Origin of the sequence: Streptomyces sp. NBC_00691, from assembly GCF_036226665.1 — a bacterium.
In the GTDB taxonomy this organism is placed as follows: domain Bacteria; phylum Actinomycetota; class Actinomycetes; order Streptomycetales; family Streptomycetaceae; genus Streptomyces.
The window spans coordinates 889292-907640 of record NZ_CP109007.1 but is presented as its reverse complement, the minus strand read 5'-3'; the positions used below and the strand labels follow the sequence as shown (position 1 = coordinate 907640).

Sequence of the window (18349 nt, the reverse complement as noted above, 5' to 3'; positions counted from 1 at the left end):
GCCGGTGCCGCGGTCGCGCCGCCGCGACCGGCGCCACGCCGCGCGCCGCCCGGACCCAGCACCGAGCACCCTCAAGGGAGAAGCATGTCCGTCGTCCCGTCCTCGTTGCTGCCCGCCTCCGCCGTGCCCGCCTTCCGGGGCCGCATCGGCCGCGACGTGCACAGCGGCCACTACGCCGTGCCCCACCGCTACCGCCTCCACGTCGCCCCGTACGACCCCGGCTGTCTGAGCATCGCCCTGACCCACAGCCTGCTCGGACTCGACGACACGCTCCCGCTCTCCGTCCTGCCCGAGAGCCCCGACACGCCCGACGGGGGGTACGCGGCCCTCCGCCCGCTGTACGAGGCGAGCGCGCACCTCTACGAGGGCCCGGCCGCCGCGCCCGTCCTCAGCGACGGGTGGACCGGACGGATCGTCAGCACACACGCCCCCGACATCCTGCGGGACCTCGCCCTCCGCTTCCGCGGCGAAGGGCCCGAACTGCTGCCCGAGGAACACCGCGTCGACATAGAGGCCATCGCCGACCTCTGCGAACGGAGCATCAACCGGGCCGCCCAGCGCGCCGGTGAGCTCGGACTCGACGGCGAGGCCGCCCACCACGACCCCCTCACCGTCCTCTTCGCGGCGCTCGGCTCCCTCGAACGCCGCCTCGCCCACCACCCGTACGTCCTCGGCGACGCGCCGACCGCCGCCGACGTGCAGGTCTGGGTCACCCTGGTCCAGCTCGACACCGTCCACCGCTGGCACCTCGACGCCGCCGCGATGGACCGGGTCGCCGACTACCCGGCCCTCTGGGCCTACGCCCGACGCCTCGCCGCCCGACCCGAGTTCGCCCGCAGGCTCGACATCGACGGCATCCTGCGCCGCCACCGCACCCACTGCCGGGGCCGCGAGGCCGCGGGCGCCGGCATCCGCCTCGTCGACTGGTCCGGCCCGACCGACTGACGACACACACGCGCGGGGGCGGCGGCGGGCCACCCGCCCGCCCCTGCCAACCCCGGCCCCGGGTCAGCCGATGCGATGGCCCGGCCTCGTGCCGGCCGACGTGGTGGCCCGGCCTTTGTGCCCGTCGACGCGTCAGCCGATGCGGTGGCCCGCCAGCGGGCCCGTGTCGTCGCCCGCGCCCGCGCGGACGCCGCGCAGGAACGCCTCCAGGGCCTCCAGGGAACTCCTCGACGGCTCCCAGCCCAGTTCCTCGCGCGCCCGCTCCGTCGCCAGCAGCGGCATGTGCCGCAGCGCGTCGAAGAGACCGGGCGACGCCGAGGCCAGCCTCAGACGCCAGGCCGCCGACAGCGCTCCCCGCACCGCGCCCGCCGGCACCCGCACGGGCTTGGCGTCCAGGAGCTCGCCCAGGACCGCGCCGTCGATCACCGGCTCGGCGGCCAGGTTGAACGCGCCGCGGACGTCCCGCAGCAGCGCCCGCCCGTAGGCCTCGGCCGCGTCATCGGTGTGCAGTGCCTGGAAGCGGAGTCCGTCGAACTCCGGCAGCAACGGCAGCAGATCGGGCCGCATCAGCTGCCCGGGGAAGAACCGCCCCGCGAAGATCCTGCGCTGCCCGCTCGCCGACTCCTCCTTGAAGAGGAACGCCGGACGCATCCGCACCACCCGGATCAGCGGATGATCCCGCTCGAAGGTGTCCAGGACCCGCTCCAGATAGGCCTTCTCCCGCGTGTACGCGGCCCCCGGCCAGCCGTGCGTCGGCCACGCCTCGGACACCGGCGCACCGCCGGGCGGGCCCGGAGAGTACGCCCCCACCGAGGACGCGTGCACCAGGACGGGCACCCGCGCGGCCGCGACCGCCGCGAAGACACGCGCCGCGCCCAGGACATTGGTCCGCCACGTCTCCACCGGATCGTGGGTCGGCCCGAACCGCCAGGCCAGATGGACCACGGCGTCCGCGTCCGCGACGTGCCGCGCCAGCAGCGGCTCGTCGCCCTCCCGGGACAGGTCGACCTCGGCCCACTCCACCCCGGGCAGTTCGAGCCCCGGGCGGCGCCGGGCCAGACCCAGGACCGAGCCGACGCGCGGCTCGCGCGCCAGGAGCCGTACCAGGCTGGTGCCCACGTTGCCGGTGGCGCCGGTGACGACCACCCGCGAGATCTCGATCGGGTTCATGTCTCCGACCCTCCGCCATGGGCGCCCGAACCGCACTCCGGGGGGACCCCGACAGCCGGCCGTCACCCTGCGTGTCCGCGCCGGTCGCGAGTGTGGCCGACGACCGGGACTATGGAGCGACTCAGGAGAAGGAGGACACCATGCTGCTGCCCGACAGGAACACGGTCGACCGGCTGCTCCGGCACTACCGCGACCAGGAGCGGACCGTGCTGGCCAGGCCGTGCGACCTGTCGGCACGCCGACGCTTCGAGGACACGGCGTACACGCTGTGCGTCCTGATGGGGGAGCGCACCGCTCGCGAGGCCGTCCTCGCGGCCGAGCACTACGTGGCCGGAACGCGCCCGGCGCCGCGGCAGACCCTTGAGGGCCTCCCGGGAGCCTGACCGGCGACCCGGATCGCCGGTCAGGACGGCCGGACACCAGGCCCGGTCAGGACGGCCGGACCCATGGCCGATCACGCCCCGTGCGATCCGGATCCGTTCGATCAGGATTTGAGAAGCGTCCGCACTCCGCCGCCGCTAGCGTGGCTGCCACGGACCTCGCGCCATGGTCGCCGTCGCTCACGACGCACCGCGCCGGTCCGTGTTTCGGCCCCGCGCGACAGCTGGAGAGACGATGAGCAAGGCCCCCAGGGCGGACAAGCAGCCGCACCCGGCCGACCGGCACGACCTGATCCGTGTGCACGGCGCGCGGGAGAACAACCTCAAGGACGTCAGCATCGAGATCCCGAAGCGCCGGCTCACGGTGTTCACGGGCGTCTCCGGCTCGGGCAAGAGCTCGCTCGTCTTCGACACGATCGCCGCCGAGTCCCAGCGGCTGATCAACGAGACGTACAGCGCCTTCGTCCAGGGCTTCATGCCGACCCAGGCGCGCCCCGAGGTCGACGTGCTCGACGGCCTGACGACCGCGATCATCGTCGACCAGCAGCGGATGGGCGCCGACCCCCGCTCCACCGTCGGCACCGCCACCGACGCCAACGCGATGCTCCGCATCCTCTTCAGCCGCCTCGGCAAGCCGCGCGTCGGCCCGCCCAGCGCGTACGCCTTCAACGTCCCCTCGGTCAAGGCCAGCGGCGCCATCACGGTCGAGCGCGGCGACAAGAAGACCGTCAGAGCGACCTTCAACCGCACCGGCGGCATGTGCCCCCACTGCGAGGGCCGGGGCGCGGTCTCCGACATCGACCTCAGCCAGCTCTACGACGACTCCAAGTCGCTCGACGAGGGTGCGCTCACCATCCCCGGCTACACACCCGGCGGCTGGAACTACCGCCTCTACAGCGAGTCCGGCCTCGTCGACCCGGCCAAGCCGATCCGCAGGTACACGAAGAAGGAACTCCAGGCCTTCCTCCACCACGAGCCCACCCGCATGAAGATCGCGGGCATCAACATGACGTACGAGGGGCTCATCCCGCGCATCCAGAAGTCCTTCCTGGCCAAGGACAAGGAGGGCATGCAGCCCCACATCCGGGCCTTCGTGGACCGGGCCGTCACCTTCACCACCTGCCCCGAGTGCGACGGCACCCGCCTCGCCGAGGGCGCCAGGTCGTCGAAGATCAAGCGGATCAGCATCGCCGACGCCTGCGCCATGCAGATCAGCGACCTCGCCACGTGGGTCCGCGGCCTCGAGGAGCCCTCGGTCGCGCCCCTGCTCACCGCCCTCCAGCTGACCCTGGACTCCTTCGTGGAGATCGGTCTCGGCTACCTCTCCCTCGACCGGCCCGCCGGCACGCTGTCCGGCGGCGAGGCGCAGCGCGTCAAGATGATCCGCCACCTCGGCTCCTCGCTCACCGACGTCACCTACGTCTTCGACGAGCCCACCGTCGGTCTGCACCCCCACGACATCCAGCGGATGAACGAACTGCTCCTGCAGCTGCGGGACAAGGGCAACACCGTGCTCGTCGTGGAGCACAAGCCGGAGACCATCGCGATCGCCGACCACGTCGTCGACCTCGGCCCCGGCGCCGGTACGGCGGGCGGCACCGTCTGCTTCGAGGGCACCGTGGACGGGCTGCGGACCGGCGGCACCGTCACCGGCCGCCACTTCGACGACCGGGCCTCCGTCAAGGACACCGTCCGCGAACCCACCGGCACCCTGGAGATCCGCGGCGCGACGACCCACAACCTGCGCGATGTCGACGTCGACGTCCCGCTCGGGGTCCTCGCCGTCGTCACCGGTGTCGCCGGCTCCGGCAAGAGCTCGCTGGTGCACGGCTCGATCCCCGCGGGCGGCGACGTCGTGTCCATCGACCAGAGCCCCATCCGCGGCTCGCGCCGCAGCAACCCGGCGACGTACACCGGACTGCTCGACCCGATCCGCAAGGCCTTCGCCAAGGCCAACGGCGTGAAGCCCGCGCTGTTCAGCGCCAACTCCGAGGGCGCCTGCCCCACCTGCAACGGCGCGGGCGTCATCTACACCGACCTCGGCATGATGGCCGGCGTCTCCTCGACCTGTGAGGACTGCGAGGGCAAGCGGTTCCAGGCCTCCGTGCTCGAGTACCTCCTCGGCGGGCGTGACATCAGCGAGGTGCTCGCGATGTCCGTGACCGACGCCGTCGAGTTCTTCGGCTCGGGCGAGGCGAGCACCCCGGCCGCCCAGCGCATCCTCGCGCGGCTCGCGGACGTCGGACTCGGGTACCTGAGCCTCGGCCAGCCGCTCACCACCCTCTCCGGCGGCGAGCGGCAGCGGCTCAAGCTGGCCACGAGCATGGGCGAGAAGGGCGGTGTCTACATCCTCGACGAGCCGACCACCGGGCTGCACCTCGCCGATGTCGAGCAGCTGCTCGGGCTGCTCGACCGGCTCGTGGACTCCGGCAAGTCGGTCATCGTCGTCGAGCACCACCAGGCGGTCATGGCACACGCCGACTGGATCATCGACCTCGGCCCCGGCGCGGGGCACGACGGCGGCACGATCGTCTTCGAGGGCACCCCCGCCGACCTGGTGGCCGCGCGCTCGACGCTCACGGGAGAGCACCTGGCGGCGTACGTGGGAGTCTGACGGCCCTCGCCGACGGGCGGTCCGGCCCCGACGAGGCCGACCGGCGGCCCCGACCCGTCCCGACCGGCCGGCCGACCGGGACCGGCGGCCCCGACCCGTCCGGTGCGCCCGCGCGCCCGTGCGTCAGCCCGTCCGGTGGGCCGTCCTGCGTCGCCAGCCCCACAGCGCGAACGCCGCCGCGCAGGCCGAGCCCACGAGGGCCAGCGGAAGGCCGGCCGACGCGTCCGAGGGCTCCTCACCGCCCGCGTGGTCCTTGGCGGGCGCGGCAGCAGCCGCGGCCGCCACGGCCGTGGCCTCGCCTCCGGCCCGGGGCGCCCGGGCGGCGGCCCTCGCGTCGTGGCCCTCACGGGTCACCGACACGGCACGCGTCCCCGGGTCGGCCGCCGCCTTCGTCCGTTCGGGGAGCAGCGAGCCCACCGGCCGGACCTGGTCCGCGGCGTCGAAGCCCCAGTCGAGGAGTTCGCGCGCCTCTTCGTACACGGCGAGTCCGCCACCGCCCTGCGGGTTCATCACCGTGACGACCAGCGTCCGGTCGCCGCGCCGGGCCGCCGAGATCAGGGTGTTGCCCGCGTTGCTCGTGTAGCCGTTCTTGATCCCGATCAGCCCCGGGTAGCGGGCCACGCCGTCCGCCCCCGTCAGGAGCCGGTTGGTGTTGGCGATGCCGTACGACCAGGTGCCCGCCGGGAAGTCGGCGTACGGCGTCGAGCAGTACCGGGTGAACGCCGGGTCCTGGAGTCCGGCCCTGCCGAACACCGCCAGGTCGTACGCGGACGAGACCTGCCCCGGGGCGTCGTACCCGTCGGGGGACACCACATGGGTGTCCATGGCCCCCAGGGACCTGGCCTTCTCCTGCATCTTCCCGGACATCCCGTCCCAGCCGCCGTTCATCGAGGCCAGGACGTGCACCGCGTCGTTCCCGGAGCTGAGGAACACGCCGTTCCACAGGTCCGAGACCTTGTACGTGTATCCCTCTTTCACCCCGACCAGGCTGCTGCCGTCGCCGATCCCGGTCAGCTCGGAATCGGCCACGGTGTGCTGCTCGGAGGGTTCGTGGTGGGGGAGCGCCGTGAGGGCGAACAGCACCTTGAGGGTGCTGGCCGGCGGAAGCTTCCGGTGCGCGTTGCGGGCGGCGAGCACCTCGCCCGAGGAGGCGTCCGCGACCACCCACGACAGCGCGGAGACGGAGGGCACGTCGGGCGCGCCCGACAGCGGCTCCACCTGGGTGCCCTTCCGGTCCAGCCGGGCCCGGTCGAGGTACTTCCGCGCGGGCGGCGTGGGCTCCCGGAGGGCGGAGTGGACGGTCGCGGTCGAAGTGACGGTCGCGGTCGAGGTGACAGTCGCGGTCGAGGTGACAGGAGATGCCGTGGCCGACGGAGTGGGCAGCGCGAGCAGCACCGCCGCGGTACCGGCGGCAGCATGACGGACAGCTGACGTGACGATCATTCAGTCACCGTAGGAAGGAGGTGCGGAACGCGCAGATCGGAGTGCGCCGACCGGCGTAGCGGGCGTGCCGAACGGGGGCGCGTCGTGAGCCCGCACGAGTGGTGACGCCCTCCCAGGCCCGCTGTCGGTGGCGCAGGGCATCCTTGTGACGTGCCCTCACACCCGCATCAGAGCAACGGCGTTCCGGCCGGGAGCGCCGGAGCGCCTCCCGCCGAACCGGCCTCCCGGTCCGTGCCCGGCCCCGCCCGGACCTCGGGGACTCCCGGCGCCGGCGGCCCGTTCGGCGCGCCCGCCTTCCGAGCCGAGCGGCATCCCCGTCAGGCCGACTCCGGGCACATGATCGTCTGCGGGGACGACGCCCTCGCCCACCGCCTCGCGGGCGAGCTGCACGAGGTGTACGGGGAGCAGGTCACCCTCCTCGTGCCGATACGCCCCGACGCGCCGCGCACCCCCGCCGCCCGCACCGGCCGGGCGCTGGCCCTCTTCGGGCGCGTCACGGCCGCCGTGATCCGCACCACCGGCACCACCGCGCCCGCCGGAGCCTCCGGCGCCTCCGCCCCGGCCACCCCGACAACCTCCGGCGCGGACGGCGCCGAACCCACCGGGACCCTGCGCGTCGTCGAGTCCGCCGAGGCCGACGACCGGGCACTGACGGACGCCGGCGTGGAGCGTGCCGCCGCGCTCGCCCTCGTCCACGAGGACGACGAGACCAACATCCGGGCCGCACTCACCGCCCGCCGCCTCAATCCCCGGCTGCGCCTCGTCATCCGGCTCTACAACCGCAAGCTCGGCCAGTATCTGGAAACCCTCCTGGACCAGGCCGCGGCCGTCGCCGAGCCGGGCCTCGACCCCGCGAAGCTCGACGCGGCCACCACCGTCCTCTCGGACGTCGACACCGCCGCCCCCGGCCTCGCCGCGGCCGCGGTCGCGGGCACCAGCAAGGTCGTCCAGGCCGGGGGACTCCTCCTGCACGCCGTCGAGCGGCTGCCCGCCGCCGGAGAGGCCCCCGATCCGGGCCTGTGCACCCTGGCCCTGCTCTCGGCCACGGCCGGCGACCCGGCGGGCTGCGAGGGTTCCGAGCGGAGCGGCGACGAGGGCCCCCGACTCCTGCCGGACGACCGCACGGTGGCCGCCGCCACCGGCCGCGCGGCCGTGACCCTCGAGGCGGTCACCGCGGCCGGCCCCGCCCTGGCGTCCGGCCGGCTCGCCGCCTCCGCGCTGCCCGTCGCCTCGCTCTTCTCCCGCCGGCTGCGCTGGTCGCTGGCCGGGGCGGCCGCCGCCGTCCTCGCACTCGCCCTGGCCTCCACCTTCACCACCGGAGACCACCCGCTGCACGCCGCCTATCTGACGCTCCTCGACATCTTCGCCATCGGCGACCCGGCGGTGGGGGAGTCGACCAGCCGTCAGGTCCTGCAGATCCTTGCCGGGTTCGTCGGCCTGCTCCTGCTGCCGGTGATCGTCGCCGCCCTCATCGAAGGCCTCGGCACCTTCCGTACGGCGACCACCCTGCGCCGGCCGCCGCGCGGACTCTCCGGGCACGTCGTCCTCCTCGGCCTCGGCAAGGTCGGCACCCGCGTCCTCGCCCGCCTCCGCCGGCTGAACATCCCGGTGGTCTGCGTCGAGTCCGACCCGGAGGCCCGCGGCATCGCCGTGGCGCGACGGCTGCGCGTCCCCACCGTCATCGGCGACGTGACGGAGGAGGGGGTCCTGGAGGCCGCCCGCATCGACCGCGCCCACGCCCTGCTCGCGCTGACCAGCGTCGACATCACCAACCTGGAAGCCGCGCTCTCCGCCCGCGCCGTCAGCCCCGAACTGCGCGTCGTCCTCCGGCTGTACGACGACGACTTCGCCACGGCCGTCTTCCGTACGCTCCGAACGGCCCACCCCGGGGCCCTCACCCGCAGCCGCAGCGTCTCCCACCTGGCCGCACCCGCCTTCGCGGGCGCCATGCTGGGCCGTCAGGTGCTCGGCGCCGTACCGGTCGAGCGCCGGGTCCTCCTCTTCGCCGCGGTGGACGTCGCGGCCCACCCGCTCCTGGACGGACTGACCGTGGCCGAGGCCTTCCATCCGGGCAAGTGGCGCGTCATCGCCATCGACGGCCACGGTACGAAGTCCGGCACGGGCAGGGCCTGGCGCCTGGAGCCCGACCGGGTCCTGAAACCGGAGGACCGGGTCGTCGTCGCGGCCACCCGCCGGGGACTGGCCGAACTCCTGGGCCGAGGCGGCCATGCGCGGCCCGACTCCCCGCGAACGGACCCGGACCGACCGTAGGCTCGGCCCGCACACGCACGCCCTCGTGCCCGCGCTCTCCCGGGTGGACACGTGCCCCCGTCGTGTGCCCGCCCGCGCCCCCGGGGAGTCCCGCACCGCCCCCGGTCCCGACCCCGAAGGCCCGCAGACAGGAGCTGTCGAAGTGAACGCACTGCCCGCACCCACTCCCCGTCCACCCCACCGCATGGACCCCTCCGGCGGTTGCCCCCACGCCCGGAACGCCCGCCTCCTCGCCGAAGGCGCCGTCGCCCCCGTGGTGCTCCCCGGCGAGATCGACGGCATGGCCGTCCTCGGCCACGACGCCCTCCGGGACTTCCTCTCCCACCCCGACGTCGCCAAGGGCCCCCAGCACTTCACCGCGCTCGCCGAGGGGCGTATACCCGACGGCTGGCCCCTGCGGACCTTCGCCACCCTGCCCGGCATGATGACCGCGGACGGCGCCGACCACCGCCGCCTCCGCACCCTGGTGAGCAGCGCCTTCACCGCCCGCCGGGTGGAGGAACTCCGCCCGCGCGTCGAGGCGGTCACGGCAGGGCTCCTCGACGGGCTCGCCGAGGCGGCCGGGGCCGGGGGCGGTGTGGCCGACCTGCGCCGTCACTACGCGCTTCCGCTGCCGCTCGGTGTCATCTGCGAACTGCTCGGTGTCGAGGCCGCCCACCAGGAGCGGCTGCACCACCTCTCCAGCCTGGTGGTCGCGACCGACACCACACCCGAGCAGACCGTCGCCGCCAACCGTGAACTCCTCGAACTCCTCGCCGCCATCGCCGTCGCCAAGGCCGCCGCCCCCGGCGACGACCTCACGAGCGCGCTCATCGCCGCGCGGGACGAGGAGGGCGACCGGCTCGGCCAGGCCGAGCTGATCGGCACCCTGCTCCTGCTGATCGTCGCGGGCCACGAGACCACCCTGAATCTGCTCACCAACGCGGTCCGGGCGCTCTGCGCCCATCGCGACCAGCTCGACCTGGTCGTCGAGGGCCGCGCGACCTGGGCGGACGTGGTGGAGGAGACCCTCCGCTGGGACAGCCCGGTCAGCTACTTCCCGTTCCGCTACCCGACCCGTGACCTCACCGTCGACGGCACCCTCATCCCCCAGGGCACGCCCGTGCTGGCGGGGTACTCGGCGGCGGGCCGGGACACCAAGGCCCACGGCCCGGACGCCGACCGCTTCGACGTGACCCGCACGGCGACGGTGAAGCACCTGTCGCTCGGCCACGGCCCCCACTACTGCCTGGGCGCCCCACTCGCCCGGATGGAGGCGGCCATCGCCCTGGAGGCACTCTTCACCCGCTTCCCGGAGCTGGACCTGGCGGTCCCGGAGTCCGAGCTGCCCCGCCACGCCGGGTTCGTCGGCAACAGCGTCAGGACGCTCCTGATCCGGCCGGGCGGCTGACGCTCCCCGTGCCGTGGGGGGGCGGGACGTCCCGCCCCCGCACCGGCGGCCCGACCTCTCCGGACCGGTGGGCCGTCCTCACCCCGCCCGCCCCCAGGCGGTCGCGGGGGAGGCGCGCAGGGACGAGACGAGCCGCAGCAGCCGTGCCTCGTTCCCCACGAGTCCCGCGGCCCGGAGCGCCTCGTCCGCCTCGGCCATCGGATGGGTGAGCATCACCCCCGCGTACGGGGCGAGCTGTGGATCGGTCAGCACGGCCTGCGTGGATTCGAGCAACCGCAGGTACGCCTGGGCGGCCGCGCGCTCGCTGGCGGTGATCGTGGTCGTGGTCATGTCGGGCTCCCTCTCGACAGTTCGGCGCTCACCACCCTCTCGTACGGGTCTGACAACGGCCCTCAGCCCCGCCCGTCGAGCCGCTCCACCAGCCGTTCCAGGAAGACCCGCTGACCCTCCACGAGCAGCGGCGAGGCAACGGCGGGGGCGAACCAGCCCACCCGGTCGATCTCCGGGAACTCGCCCTGGACGCCGGACCGGGGCGGCCATTCCATGGTGAACGTGCCCGGCACGATCGCCGCCGCGTCGAGTGTCCCTTCGACCGCCCAGATGGTGACGAGTTTTCCGTTGCGCTGCCGGTTCTCGCCGAGGTCGAGCCACTCGCCCTCGGGTGCCGGAAGCCCCAGCTCCTCCAGGAACTCACGGCTCGCCGCCGCCTCCGGGGCCTCGTCCGGCTCGTACTCCCCCTTGGGGATCGACCAGGCCGACTGCTCGCGGGACGCCCAGAGGGGCCCGCCCATGTGACCGATGAGTACCTCGACACCACCGTCCGTCGTACGGCGGAAGACGAGCAGGCCCGCACTGCGTTTGTCAGACATGCCGGACAGTCTGGCCGAAGGCTTGCCGTGGCCGCAGCCGCGCGCGCGGGTCGCCGCGGTCGCGCCCGCCGGGCTCGCGCGCCCCGCGCGTACGGCCATGGCCCGCACGCCCCGCCCCGCGCTTCACTCTTCCGCGCCGACCACCACCGGACCGCCCCCGAGGTCCGCCCCGTTCGCCCAGTGCGCGGGCAACCGCACCGAGCGCCACGGGGTGAGCGAGCCGCTCAACCGTATCCGTCGCAGAGCGGCGCCGTCCTGGGAGACGGTCAGGACCGGGCGGTCGAGCCGGCGCTCCGGCCGTACGAGCAGAGGCGAGGCCACCGGTCCGAGCAGACCGGGTGTCACCCACCGCAGCGGTCCCGCCGATCCCGCCGACCCTCCCGTGGGCACCCCCACCGGAACCCCTCCCTCCGGCCAGGGCTCCCCGGCGAGGAGCCCGATCACGGCCGGTGCCACCGCGCGCCCCTCGGCGGCGGCCACCACCGCCGGCTCCACGCCGCGCAACAGGTTGCCGACCGCGAAGACCCCGGGCGCGGTGGTGCGGAAGCGGGCGTCCGTCGCGGGCCCCCGGGTGCCCGGCGCGAGCGGCAGCCCACCGGCACGGGCCAGTTCGTGGTCCGGGATCCAGTCCCCGGTGAAGACCACGGTGTCGCACCGCAGGGTGTGCCGCGTCGCACCGTCCGCTCCGCCGCGGACCGCGACCCCGGTCAGCCGACCGCGGCCGACCAGCTCCGACACGACCGCGCCGGAGAGCACGGGGACCCGCCCGAACGCCGTTGCTCTCGAAGGGAGGTCACAGACGACGGCCGCCACCTCGACCCCGGCGGCACGCAGCGTCCGCACGGCGTCGCGGGCCACAGGACCGCCACCGACGACCACCGCGCGCCGTCCGATGCGCTCCGGCCGGGCGCCGAATTTAAGGACCAGCCGCTGGAGTTCCCCCGTGGTCAGGACCCCCGCGGGCCGTGACCCGGGAACGAGCCGTGCGCTGCGCGGGCGTTCGCGGGCCCCGGTGGCCAGGACGACCGCGCGGGCCCGGACGCGTTCGAGGCCGGTCGGCGCGGTCACGTCGAGCGTGAGCGGTCCCGCCCATCCGGTCGCGGACGCCCCCGTACGGACGGTGGCTCCGGCGCGCAGGGCCTCGCGCACGGAGCGGCGCGCGTGGCCAGGACCGTCCAGGGGGCGGCCCCGGGCGTCCGTACCGAATCCCGGGCGGGCGCAGTACCGGGGGACGCCACCGGCGGTCTGCTCCCGCTCCAGGACCTCGACGCGCCCGACGCCCGACGCCGCGAGCCGCGCGGCCGCGGCGAGCCCGGCGGGTCCCGCGCCCACCACGAGCACGTCGACCGTGCGGTTCACCGGGCCTCTCCTCGTCCGTGTACGGCACATCCCACAGGGCTCACCGGCTCCCCTTCCGGTGCTCCGCGTGCTCCTCGAACAACTCCCTTACCTCGGCGCCGCAGTGGCTCCCCTGGCAGCGGCCCCCACGCGCACGCGTACGGCGGCGCAGTCCGTCGAGGCCGCCCGGCGGGATCGTCGAGGTGAGCGCGGCCCGGATCTCGCCCCGGGTGACCCGCTCGCAGTGGCAGACCAGCGCACCGAACTCCGGGTCCCTGGCGATGAGCCGGGCGTCCCGGTACGGGCGGAGGAAGGCCTCGCCGAGGTTCGGCATCCGGAGCCGGGCCAGGGGCCGCCCGGGCCCGAGGCCGAGCCCGCCGTCGGCGAGCAGCCCGCGGACGTGCTCGGCGATGGCCAGGGACGCGGTGAGCCCGGTGGACCGGATCCCGCCCACCGTCACGTAGCGGAGTCCCGGGTGCGCGGCGATCCGGTAGTCCTCCTCTCCGGTGGCGGCCCGCAGCCCGGCGTAGACGGCGGTGACCTCCTCGTCGAGCAGCGCCGGGAGGATCCGGCCGCCCTGCTCGCGGAGTCCTGCGAGTCCGTCCGCCGTCGTGCCGGTGGCGGTCTTGTCGTCCAGGTCCTCGGCGGTGGGTCCGAGCATGACGTTCCCGTAGACCGTCGGCGCGATCAGCACGCCCTTGCCGAGCGGGCCCGGCACGGGGAGCAGGATGTGGCGGACCAGGTCGCGCGCGAACTTGTCGAAGACGAGCAGCTGCCCCCGGCGCGGGGTGACGGTGAAGTCCTCGCGGCCGACCAGCGCGTCGAAGGCGTCGGCGTGGAGCCCGCAGGCGTTGACGAGGTGCCGGGTCCGCAGCACTCCGCGCCGGGTGACGAGGCGGTGGTACTCCTCGCCCGGACGGACCTGCTCCACCCTGCAGTCGAGGTGCAGGTCGACGCCCGAGAGGACGGCCTGGGTGGCGTACGCGAGGGTGGTCGTCCACGGGCAGATGATCGACTCGCCCGGCACTTCCAGCGCGCCGAGCGCGCCGGGGCCCAAGTGCGGTTCACGTGAACGGAGTTCGGCGGCTGAGAGGAGCCGGGTCGTGCGGTGTCCGTTGCGCCCGGCCTTCTCCGCGAGGCGGGGGAGGGTGGTTCTCTGCTGTTCGTCCCACGCGACGAGCAGGGCGCCGACCGGCTCGACGGGGATGCCGGTCTCCTGCGCGTACGAGGAGAGGAGGCGGTGTCCCTCGCGGACGAGTCGCGCCTCCAGCGTGCCCGGCAGTGCGTCGAAACCGGTGTGCAGGATGGCGGTGTTGGCCTTCGACGTGCCGTCGCCGACGTCGTTCGCGGCCTCCACGAGGGCGACCCGCAGGGGGTGGCGGGCCAGCGTCCGGGCGATGGCGGAGCCGACGACACCCGCGCCGACGACCACGACGTCGTACGTCGCGTCGGCGCCGGCCGGGAGGGGCCCGGTACGGGTGACACTCATGAGGACCCGGACCCGGAACCGAACCCGGGGGCAGGGCCGGACCCGGAACCGGACCCGGACCCGGGGGCAGGGCCCGCGCCGGACCCGGAGTCTTCGCCTGTCGGGGCCCCGGTGTGCGAGCCCGTCCGCTCGACCAGCCCCGCCACCTCCTCCCGGAACCGCGCGAGGCGCTCACGCGCCTCGTCGCCCGAGATCCGGGGTTCGTACACGGCCGACGGCTTCCCTTCCGGTACGGCCTCGCGGAGCGTGAGCCCCGGGTCGTGCCCGAGCCGGGCCACCGCGCCGACGCCGAGCGCCGTGGCGTCGGGCGACGAGGAGACCTCGACCGGGAGCTGGAGGAGGTCCGCCTGGGTCTGCATGAGGAGCGCGGACCGGGTGAGGCCGCCGTCGGCACGCAGCGCGGTCAGCGGGGCGCCCCGGTCCGAGGCCACGGCCGAGGCGAGTTCCACGACCTGCGCGGCGATGCCCTCGCACAGGGCGCGGACCAGGTGGCCCGGTGAGGTGTCGAGGCCGAGTCCGGTGAGCGAGCCGCGGACGTCCCCCCGCCACCAGGGCGCGGCGAGTCCCGCGAGCGCGGGCACGAAGGTGACGCCGCCGGAGTCCGGGACCCCGCCGCCGACCGGGTCGATCTCGGCCGCCCCGCCGATGACGCCGAGGTCGGTGAGCCAGCGGACGGCGGAGGCGACGGTGTACACCTGGCCGTCCAGGCAGTGGGCCACCTGCCCGCGCAGCCGCCAGGCGACGCAGCTCACCAGCCCCGAGGACGCGCGCCGGGGTTCGGGGCCGGTCTGTGCCAGGAGGAAGGCGCCGGTGCCGTAGGTGCACTTGGCGGCGGCCGGGTCGTCGGCGCTCTGGGTGAGCAGCGCCGCCTGCTGGTCGACGAGGAGGCCGGTGAGCGGCAGCGACGGGCCGAAGGCCGTGGTCGTACCGACGGGCGCGTCGCAGTCCACGACCCGGGGGAGGCGCTCGCCGCCGAGTCCGTACAGGTCGAGCGCGGTCTCCGACCAGGCGAGGGTGTCGAGATCGAGGAGTCCGGTCCGCCCGGCGGTCGCCGCGTCGGTGACGAAGGCACCGGTCAGTCGGTGGACGAGCCAGGCGTCGCTGGTGGTGACGACGCCGGCGCCGGTGGCGTGGCGACGGATCCAGGCCATCTTGGGCGCGGCGAAGTAGGGGTCGAGGGGGAGCCCTGTCAGGTGCCTCAACTCCTCTGCGTGGGCGTTGAGTCCGGTGCAGACGATGGCCGCTCGGCGGTCCTGCCAGACCAGGGCGTCGGTGAGCGGCTCGCCGGTGGAGGGGTCCCAGGCGAGGACCGTCTCGCCCTGGTTGGCGAGACCCACCGCGACGACCGGCGTGGCGGCCTGGGCGAGCGCCGCGCGGCCCGCGCTGACGACGGAGTCGTACAGCTCACGCGGGTCGACCTCGACCAGACCGCCCGGCAGGTAGCGGGGCCGTACGGGAGCCGTGCCGCTGCCGAGGACTCCGCGCTCGGGACAGAGGACGAGGGCCTTGGTGCCCGAGGTGCCCTGGTCGACGGCGAGTACCGGGCCGCCCGTCATCGTGCCGCTCCTGTCCCTGGACGTTCGGTGATCATCCGATCACCGAAAAGGGTCAGGGTGCCGTCGTCGCCGCACTCCGTCAAGCCTCGGCGGGTGATCACGTCAGGTCCGCCGACAAACCTGACGGTAAGTCAAATTCGGTCGTTGGCTTGATAATTACTGTCACAAAAGAAAGTGGACCGGGCGCATCCAGAGCCCTCTATAGTGATCGCCGATCAACGGCCGGGACGCCCGCCGGGGGACTGACCACCCCCTCCCATCCACCGAGGACCCATGTCATCCACACCACGCACCACCCCCTGATGGCCGGACACGGCTTCAGACCCGTCTACCACCCCGCGGGCCACGACCACGCCCTGCGCAACGCCGTCCAGGACTTACGCACCGGACGCTGGGTGGCGATGGCGCGTCTCCTCGACGAGACGACGGGGTGGGACGGCTGGACCCGGCGCACCCAGGTCCTCGCCGCCGTCGCCGCGGGCACCGACGTCGTCCACATGTGGCGGACCGAGCAGCCCGGAAGCCTCGCCGCGACCGTGATGCACAGCCGCGTGACCGTCGAGCGGGCCGTACGCGCGCACCGCGCCGGCCACGCCCGTACCCGCGAACTCTGGCAGGAGGCCTGGACCGCCTGCCGGGAGGCCGCCGACCTCGCCCCCGACGACCCGGTGCCCTGGGTCGGCCTGATCGCCCTCGCCGCCCTCGACGGCCGCCAGCGCATGGAGGAGCACCGGCTGTCCCCGCCGGCTCCCATGCTGCCGCCCGGCCCCTGGGGCCTGCTCGCCGAGGCCGAGAAGCGCGACCCGCACAACCGCGAGGCGCACCACCGGATGCTCCAGTTCGTGTACGCCCGGCGCCCGGGACCGCTCTCCGAGGCCGTCAACTACGCGCACTGGGCGGCCTCCTCGGCACCCGTCGGCTCCGCCCTGCACGTCCTCCCGCTGTATGTGCGCGTCGAGCGCTACCGGCGCGAGCGCGGACACGAACGGGCCCTCGACCTGCACTGGGTCGCCGAGGACGCGGTCCGCGAGGCCCAGCGCGCCCTCGACACCTGGTTCCTCTTCTGCGCCACCGACGAGGCCTCCCTGCTCGACCTCAACCACTTGGCGCACGCCCTCTTCGGAGCCCTCCGCTTCACCGACGCGGCCCGGGTCCTCGAGTCGCTCGGCCCGTACTACACGACCCTGCCGTGGGCGTACCGGACCCCTCATCCGGACGACCGCGTGCTCGCCGAAGAGGTCTTCCTGCGGGCCCGCGCCCGCTGTCTCGGCGACTGAGGCCTGTCCCCACCCCTTACCGCCCCCCACACCCCCCGACCCGCTCACCCCCCGTCCCCGGAGGACCGCATGTCCCGCACCGCCCCCGACCCCACCGACGCGCTGCGCAAGCCACCCCCGGCCCAGGACGAGGAGGCGCGGCTGAGAGAGCTGGGCTACCAGCCCGTCCTCGCCCGCCGCATGGGCGGCTTCGGCAACTTCGCGATCAGCTTCTCGGTCATCTCGGTCCTCTCCGGGTGCATGACCCTGTACGGCTTCGGCATGGGCACCGGCGGTCCCGCGGTCATGCTCTGGGGCTGGGTCGGCGTCGGTCTCTTCGTCCTGTGCGTGGGCCTCGCCCTCGCCGAGGTCACCAGCGCCTACCCCACCTCCGGCGCCCTCTACTACATGGCCGACCGGCTCGGCGGGCGTCGCTGGGGCTGGTACACCGGCTGGCTGAATCTGCTCGGTCTCCTCGGCGCCATCGCGGGCATCGACTACGGCGCCGCGCTCTTCACCGGGGCCTTCCTCAACCTGCAGTGGGGCTTCGAGCCCACCGCGGGCTCCACCTTCCTGATCTTCCTCGCGATCCTGCTGCTCCACGCCGTCCTGAACCTCTTCGGCGTCCGCCTGGTCAGCGTGCTCAACTCCATCAGCGTCTGGTGGCACCTCGCGGGCGTGGCGATCATCGTCGGAGCCCTCGCGTTCATCCCCGACCGCCACCAGTCCGTCGACTTCGTGTTCACCGAGTTCGTCAACGACACCGGGTGGGCCAACCCCTTCTACGTCGCCGCGATAGGCCTGCTCCTCGCCCAGTACACGTTCTCCGGCTACGACGCCTCGGCCCACCTCTCCGAGGAGACCTCCAACGCCTCCGTCGCCGCCTCCAAGGGCATCGTCCGGGCCATCTGGGTCTCCTGGCTCGCCGGCTTCGCCCTGCTCGCCGGACTGAGCTTCGCCATCCAGGACTACACCGCCACCCAGAACAGCGCCACGGGCGTCCCGCCCGCCCAGATCTTCCTGGACGCGCTCGGCTCCGGCGGCGCCACCGCGCTGCTCCTCGTGGTCATCGTCGCCCAGCTCTTCTGCGGCAACGCCGAGGTGGCCGCCGCCAGCCGTATGGTCTTCGCCTTCTCCCGTGACAACGCCCTTCCCGGGTCGGCGATCTGGCGCAAGGTCAGCGGCCGCACCCAGACCCCGGTCCCGGCCGTCTGGCTCGCGGTGGCCGTCGCGGCGGTGCTCGCGCTCCCCTCGCTGTACTCCGCCACCGCCTACGGTGCCGTCACCGCGATCAACGTCATCGGCATCACGCCCGCCTACGCCATCCCGATCTATCTGCGTCTGCGCGCCGGGAACCGGTTCACGCCCGGCCCGTGGAGCCTGGGCCGCTGGAGCAAGCCGATCGGCTGGACCGCCGTCGTCTGGGTGGCGTTCGTGACCGTCCTGTTCTGCCTTCCGCAGAAGTCCCCGGTGACGGTCGACACCATGAACTACGCCGTGATCGCCCTGGCGGTGGTGCTCGTCCTGGCCAGCGTCTGGTGGTACGTCGCCCGGCGCTCGTACGGCACCCCGACGGCGTACGGCAACGCCCGCGAGGAGGCGGAGATCTCGGAGGGCATCATCTGAGA

Annotated in this window: 14 protein-coding genes; 7 read left to right on the top strand and 7 right to left on the bottom strand. The window is 74.1% G+C overall.

The window, feature by feature from the left end; translation table 11 throughout:
* Window positions 1-84: 84 nt before the first annotated feature.
* Window positions 85-945 (top strand): glutathione S-transferase C-terminal domain-containing protein, encoded by an 861-nt coding sequence (locus OG392_RS04000; protein WP_329275621.1) that lies wholly within the window; start codon window positions 85-87, stop codon window positions 943-945.
* Between the two features lie 132 nt (window positions 946-1077).
* Here the strand turns inward: OG392_RS04000 and OG392_RS03995 are convergent, their stop codons facing one another.
* Window positions 1078-2115: an NAD-dependent epimerase/dehydratase family protein gene (locus tag OG392_RS03995; RefSeq protein WP_329275619.1), complete on the bottom strand. Its 1038-nt coding sequence runs from the start codon at window positions 2113-2115 to the stop codon at window positions 1078-1080.
* Window positions 2116-2255: 140 nt separating this feature from the next.
* Here OG392_RS03995 and OG392_RS03990 point away from each other — a divergent pair, with 140 nt between their 5' ends.
* Both OG392_RS03990 and OG392_RS03985 read left to right on the top strand, forming a co-directional pair.
* Window positions 2256-2498: a DUF5133 domain-containing protein gene (locus tag OG392_RS03990; protein ID WP_329275616.1), complete on the top strand. Its 243-nt coding sequence runs from the start codon at window positions 2256-2258 to the stop codon at window positions 2496-2498.
* 232 nt (window positions 2499-2730) lie between these two features.
* Window positions 2731-5109: an excinuclease ABC subunit UvrA gene (locus OG392_RS03985; protein ID WP_329275613.1), complete on the top strand. Its 2379-nt coding sequence runs from the start codon at window positions 2731-2733 to the stop codon at window positions 5107-5109.
* A gap of 123 nt (window positions 5110-5232) precedes the next feature.
* Here OG392_RS03985 and OG392_RS03980 read toward each other — a convergent pair whose 3' ends face one another.
* The gene (locus OG392_RS03980; RefSeq protein ID WP_329275610.1) at window positions 5233-6552 is read right to left on the bottom strand and encodes a D-alanyl-D-alanine carboxypeptidase family protein; all 1320 of its coding nucleotides are present in this window, start codon (window positions 6550-6552) and stop codon (window positions 5233-5235) included.
* Between the two features lie 336 nt (window positions 6553-6888).
* Between OG392_RS03980 and OG392_RS03975 the strand changes: the two genes are divergently transcribed.
* Both OG392_RS03975 and OG392_RS03970 read left to right on the top strand, forming a co-directional pair.
* Complete coding sequence (locus OG392_RS03975; protein WP_329287051.1) at window positions 6889-8823, top strand: NAD-binding protein; 1935 nt, start codon at window positions 6889-6891, stop codon at window positions 8821-8823.
* Between the two features lie 184 nt (window positions 8824-9007).
* Complete coding sequence (locus tag OG392_RS03970; protein WP_329287050.1) at window positions 9008-10213, top strand: cytochrome P450 family protein; 1206 nt, start codon at window positions 9008-9010, stop codon at window positions 10211-10213.
* Between the two features lie 78 nt (window positions 10214-10291).
* Here OG392_RS03970 and OG392_RS03965 read toward each other — a convergent pair whose 3' ends face one another.
* The 5 genes from OG392_RS03965 to OG392_RS03945 all read right to left on the bottom strand — a co-directional run bounded on the left by OG392_RS03965 (window position 10292) and on the right by OG392_RS03945 (window position 15465).
* Window positions 10292-10543 carry a hypothetical protein gene (locus tag OG392_RS03965; protein ID WP_329275608.1) on the bottom strand — a complete coding sequence of 84 codons (252 nt, stop codon included), beginning with the start codon at window positions 10541-10543 and terminating at the stop codon, window positions 10292-10294.
* Between the two features lie 62 nt (window positions 10544-10605).
* Window positions 10606-11082, bottom strand: coding sequence for an NUDIX domain-containing protein (locus OG392_RS03960; protein ID WP_329275605.1), 477 nt, complete (start codon window positions 11080-11082; stop codon window positions 10606-10608).
* Between the two features lie 123 nt (window positions 11083-11205).
* The gene (locus OG392_RS03955) at window positions 11206-12441 is read right to left on the bottom strand and encodes an FAD-dependent oxidoreductase (RefSeq protein ID WP_329275602.1); all 1236 of its coding nucleotides are present in this window, start codon (window positions 12439-12441) and stop codon (window positions 11206-11208) included.
* Window positions 12442-12481: 40 nt separating this feature from the next.
* The gene (locus OG392_RS03950; RefSeq protein ID WP_329275600.1) at window positions 12482-13909 is read right to left on the bottom strand and encodes an FAD-dependent oxidoreductase; all 1428 of its coding nucleotides are present in this window, start codon (window positions 13907-13909) and stop codon (window positions 12482-12484) included.
* A complete protein-coding gene (locus OG392_RS03945; protein WP_329275598.1) occupies window positions 13906-15465 on the bottom strand; it encodes an FGGY family carbohydrate kinase in 1560 nt (519 codons plus the stop codon). Before OG392_RS03945 ends, OG392_RS03950 begins: the two co-directional genes overlap by 4 nt.
* 302 nt (window positions 15466-15767) lie before the next feature.
* Here OG392_RS03945 and OG392_RS03940 point away from each other — a divergent pair, with 302 nt between their 5' ends.
* Together OG392_RS03940 and OG392_RS03935 are read left to right on the top strand one after the other, a co-directional pair.
* Entirely contained in the window at window positions 15768-16742 is a 975-nt protein-coding gene (locus tag OG392_RS03940) for a hypothetical protein (protein WP_329275596.1), read from the top strand.
* Window positions 16743-16811: 69 nt separating this feature from the next.
* Window positions 16812-18347, top strand: a complete 1536-nt coding sequence (locus tag OG392_RS03935; RefSeq protein ID WP_187624291.1) for an amino acid permease — start codon at window positions 16812-16814, stop codon at window positions 18345-18347.
* The last annotated feature ends 2 nt before the right edge of the window (window positions 18348-18349 follow it).

Bases quoted from the DNA above. Each gene is read 5' to 3' on its own strand.
- OG392_RS04000 (WP_329275621.1), top strand. From the start codon at position 85: ATGTCCGTCGTCCCGTCCTCGTTGCTGCCCGCCTCCGCCGTGCCCGCC.
- OG392_RS03995 (WP_329275619.1), bottom strand. From the start codon at position 2,115: ATGAACCCGATCGAGATCTCGCGGGTGGTCGTCACCGGCGCCACCGGC.
- OG392_RS03990 (WP_329275616.1), top strand. From the start codon at position 2,256: ATGCTGCTGCCCGACAGGAACACGGTCGACCGGCTGCTCCGGCACTAC.
- OG392_RS03985 (WP_329275613.1), top strand. From the start codon at position 2,731: ATGAGCAAGGCCCCCAGGGCGGACAAGCAGCCGCACCCGGCCGACCGG.
- OG392_RS03980 (WP_329275610.1), bottom strand. From the start codon at position 6,552: ATGATCGTCACGTCAGCTGTCCGTCATGCTGCCGCCGGTACCGCGGCG.
- OG392_RS03975 (WP_329287051.1), top strand. From the start codon at position 6,889: ATGATCGTCTGCGGGGACGACGCCCTCGCCCACCGCCTCGCGGGCGAG.
- OG392_RS03970 (WP_329287050.1), top strand. From the start codon at position 9,008: ATGGACCCCTCCGGCGGTTGCCCCCACGCCCGGAACGCCCGCCTCCTC.
- OG392_RS03965 (WP_329275608.1), bottom strand. From the start codon at position 10,543: ATGACCACGACCACGATCACCGCCAGCGAGCGCGCGGCCGCCCAGGCG.
- OG392_RS03960 (WP_329275605.1), bottom strand. From the start codon at position 11,082: ATGTCTGACAAACGCAGTGCGGGCCTGCTCGTCTTCCGCCGTACGACG.
- OG392_RS03950 (WP_329275600.1), bottom strand. From the start codon at position 13,909: ATGAGTGTCACCCGTACCGGGCCCCTCCCGGCCGGCGCCGACGCGACG.
- OG392_RS03945 (WP_329275598.1), bottom strand. From the start codon at position 15,465: ATGACGGGCGGCCCGGTACTCGCCGTCGACCAGGGCACCTCGGGCACC.
- OG392_RS03940 (WP_329275596.1), top strand. From the start codon at position 15,768: ATGGCCGGACACGGCTTCAGACCCGTCTACCACCCCGCGGGCCACGAC.
- OG392_RS03935 (WP_187624291.1), top strand. From the start codon at position 16,812: ATGTCCCGCACCGCCCCCGACCCCACCGACGCGCTGCGCAAGCCACCC.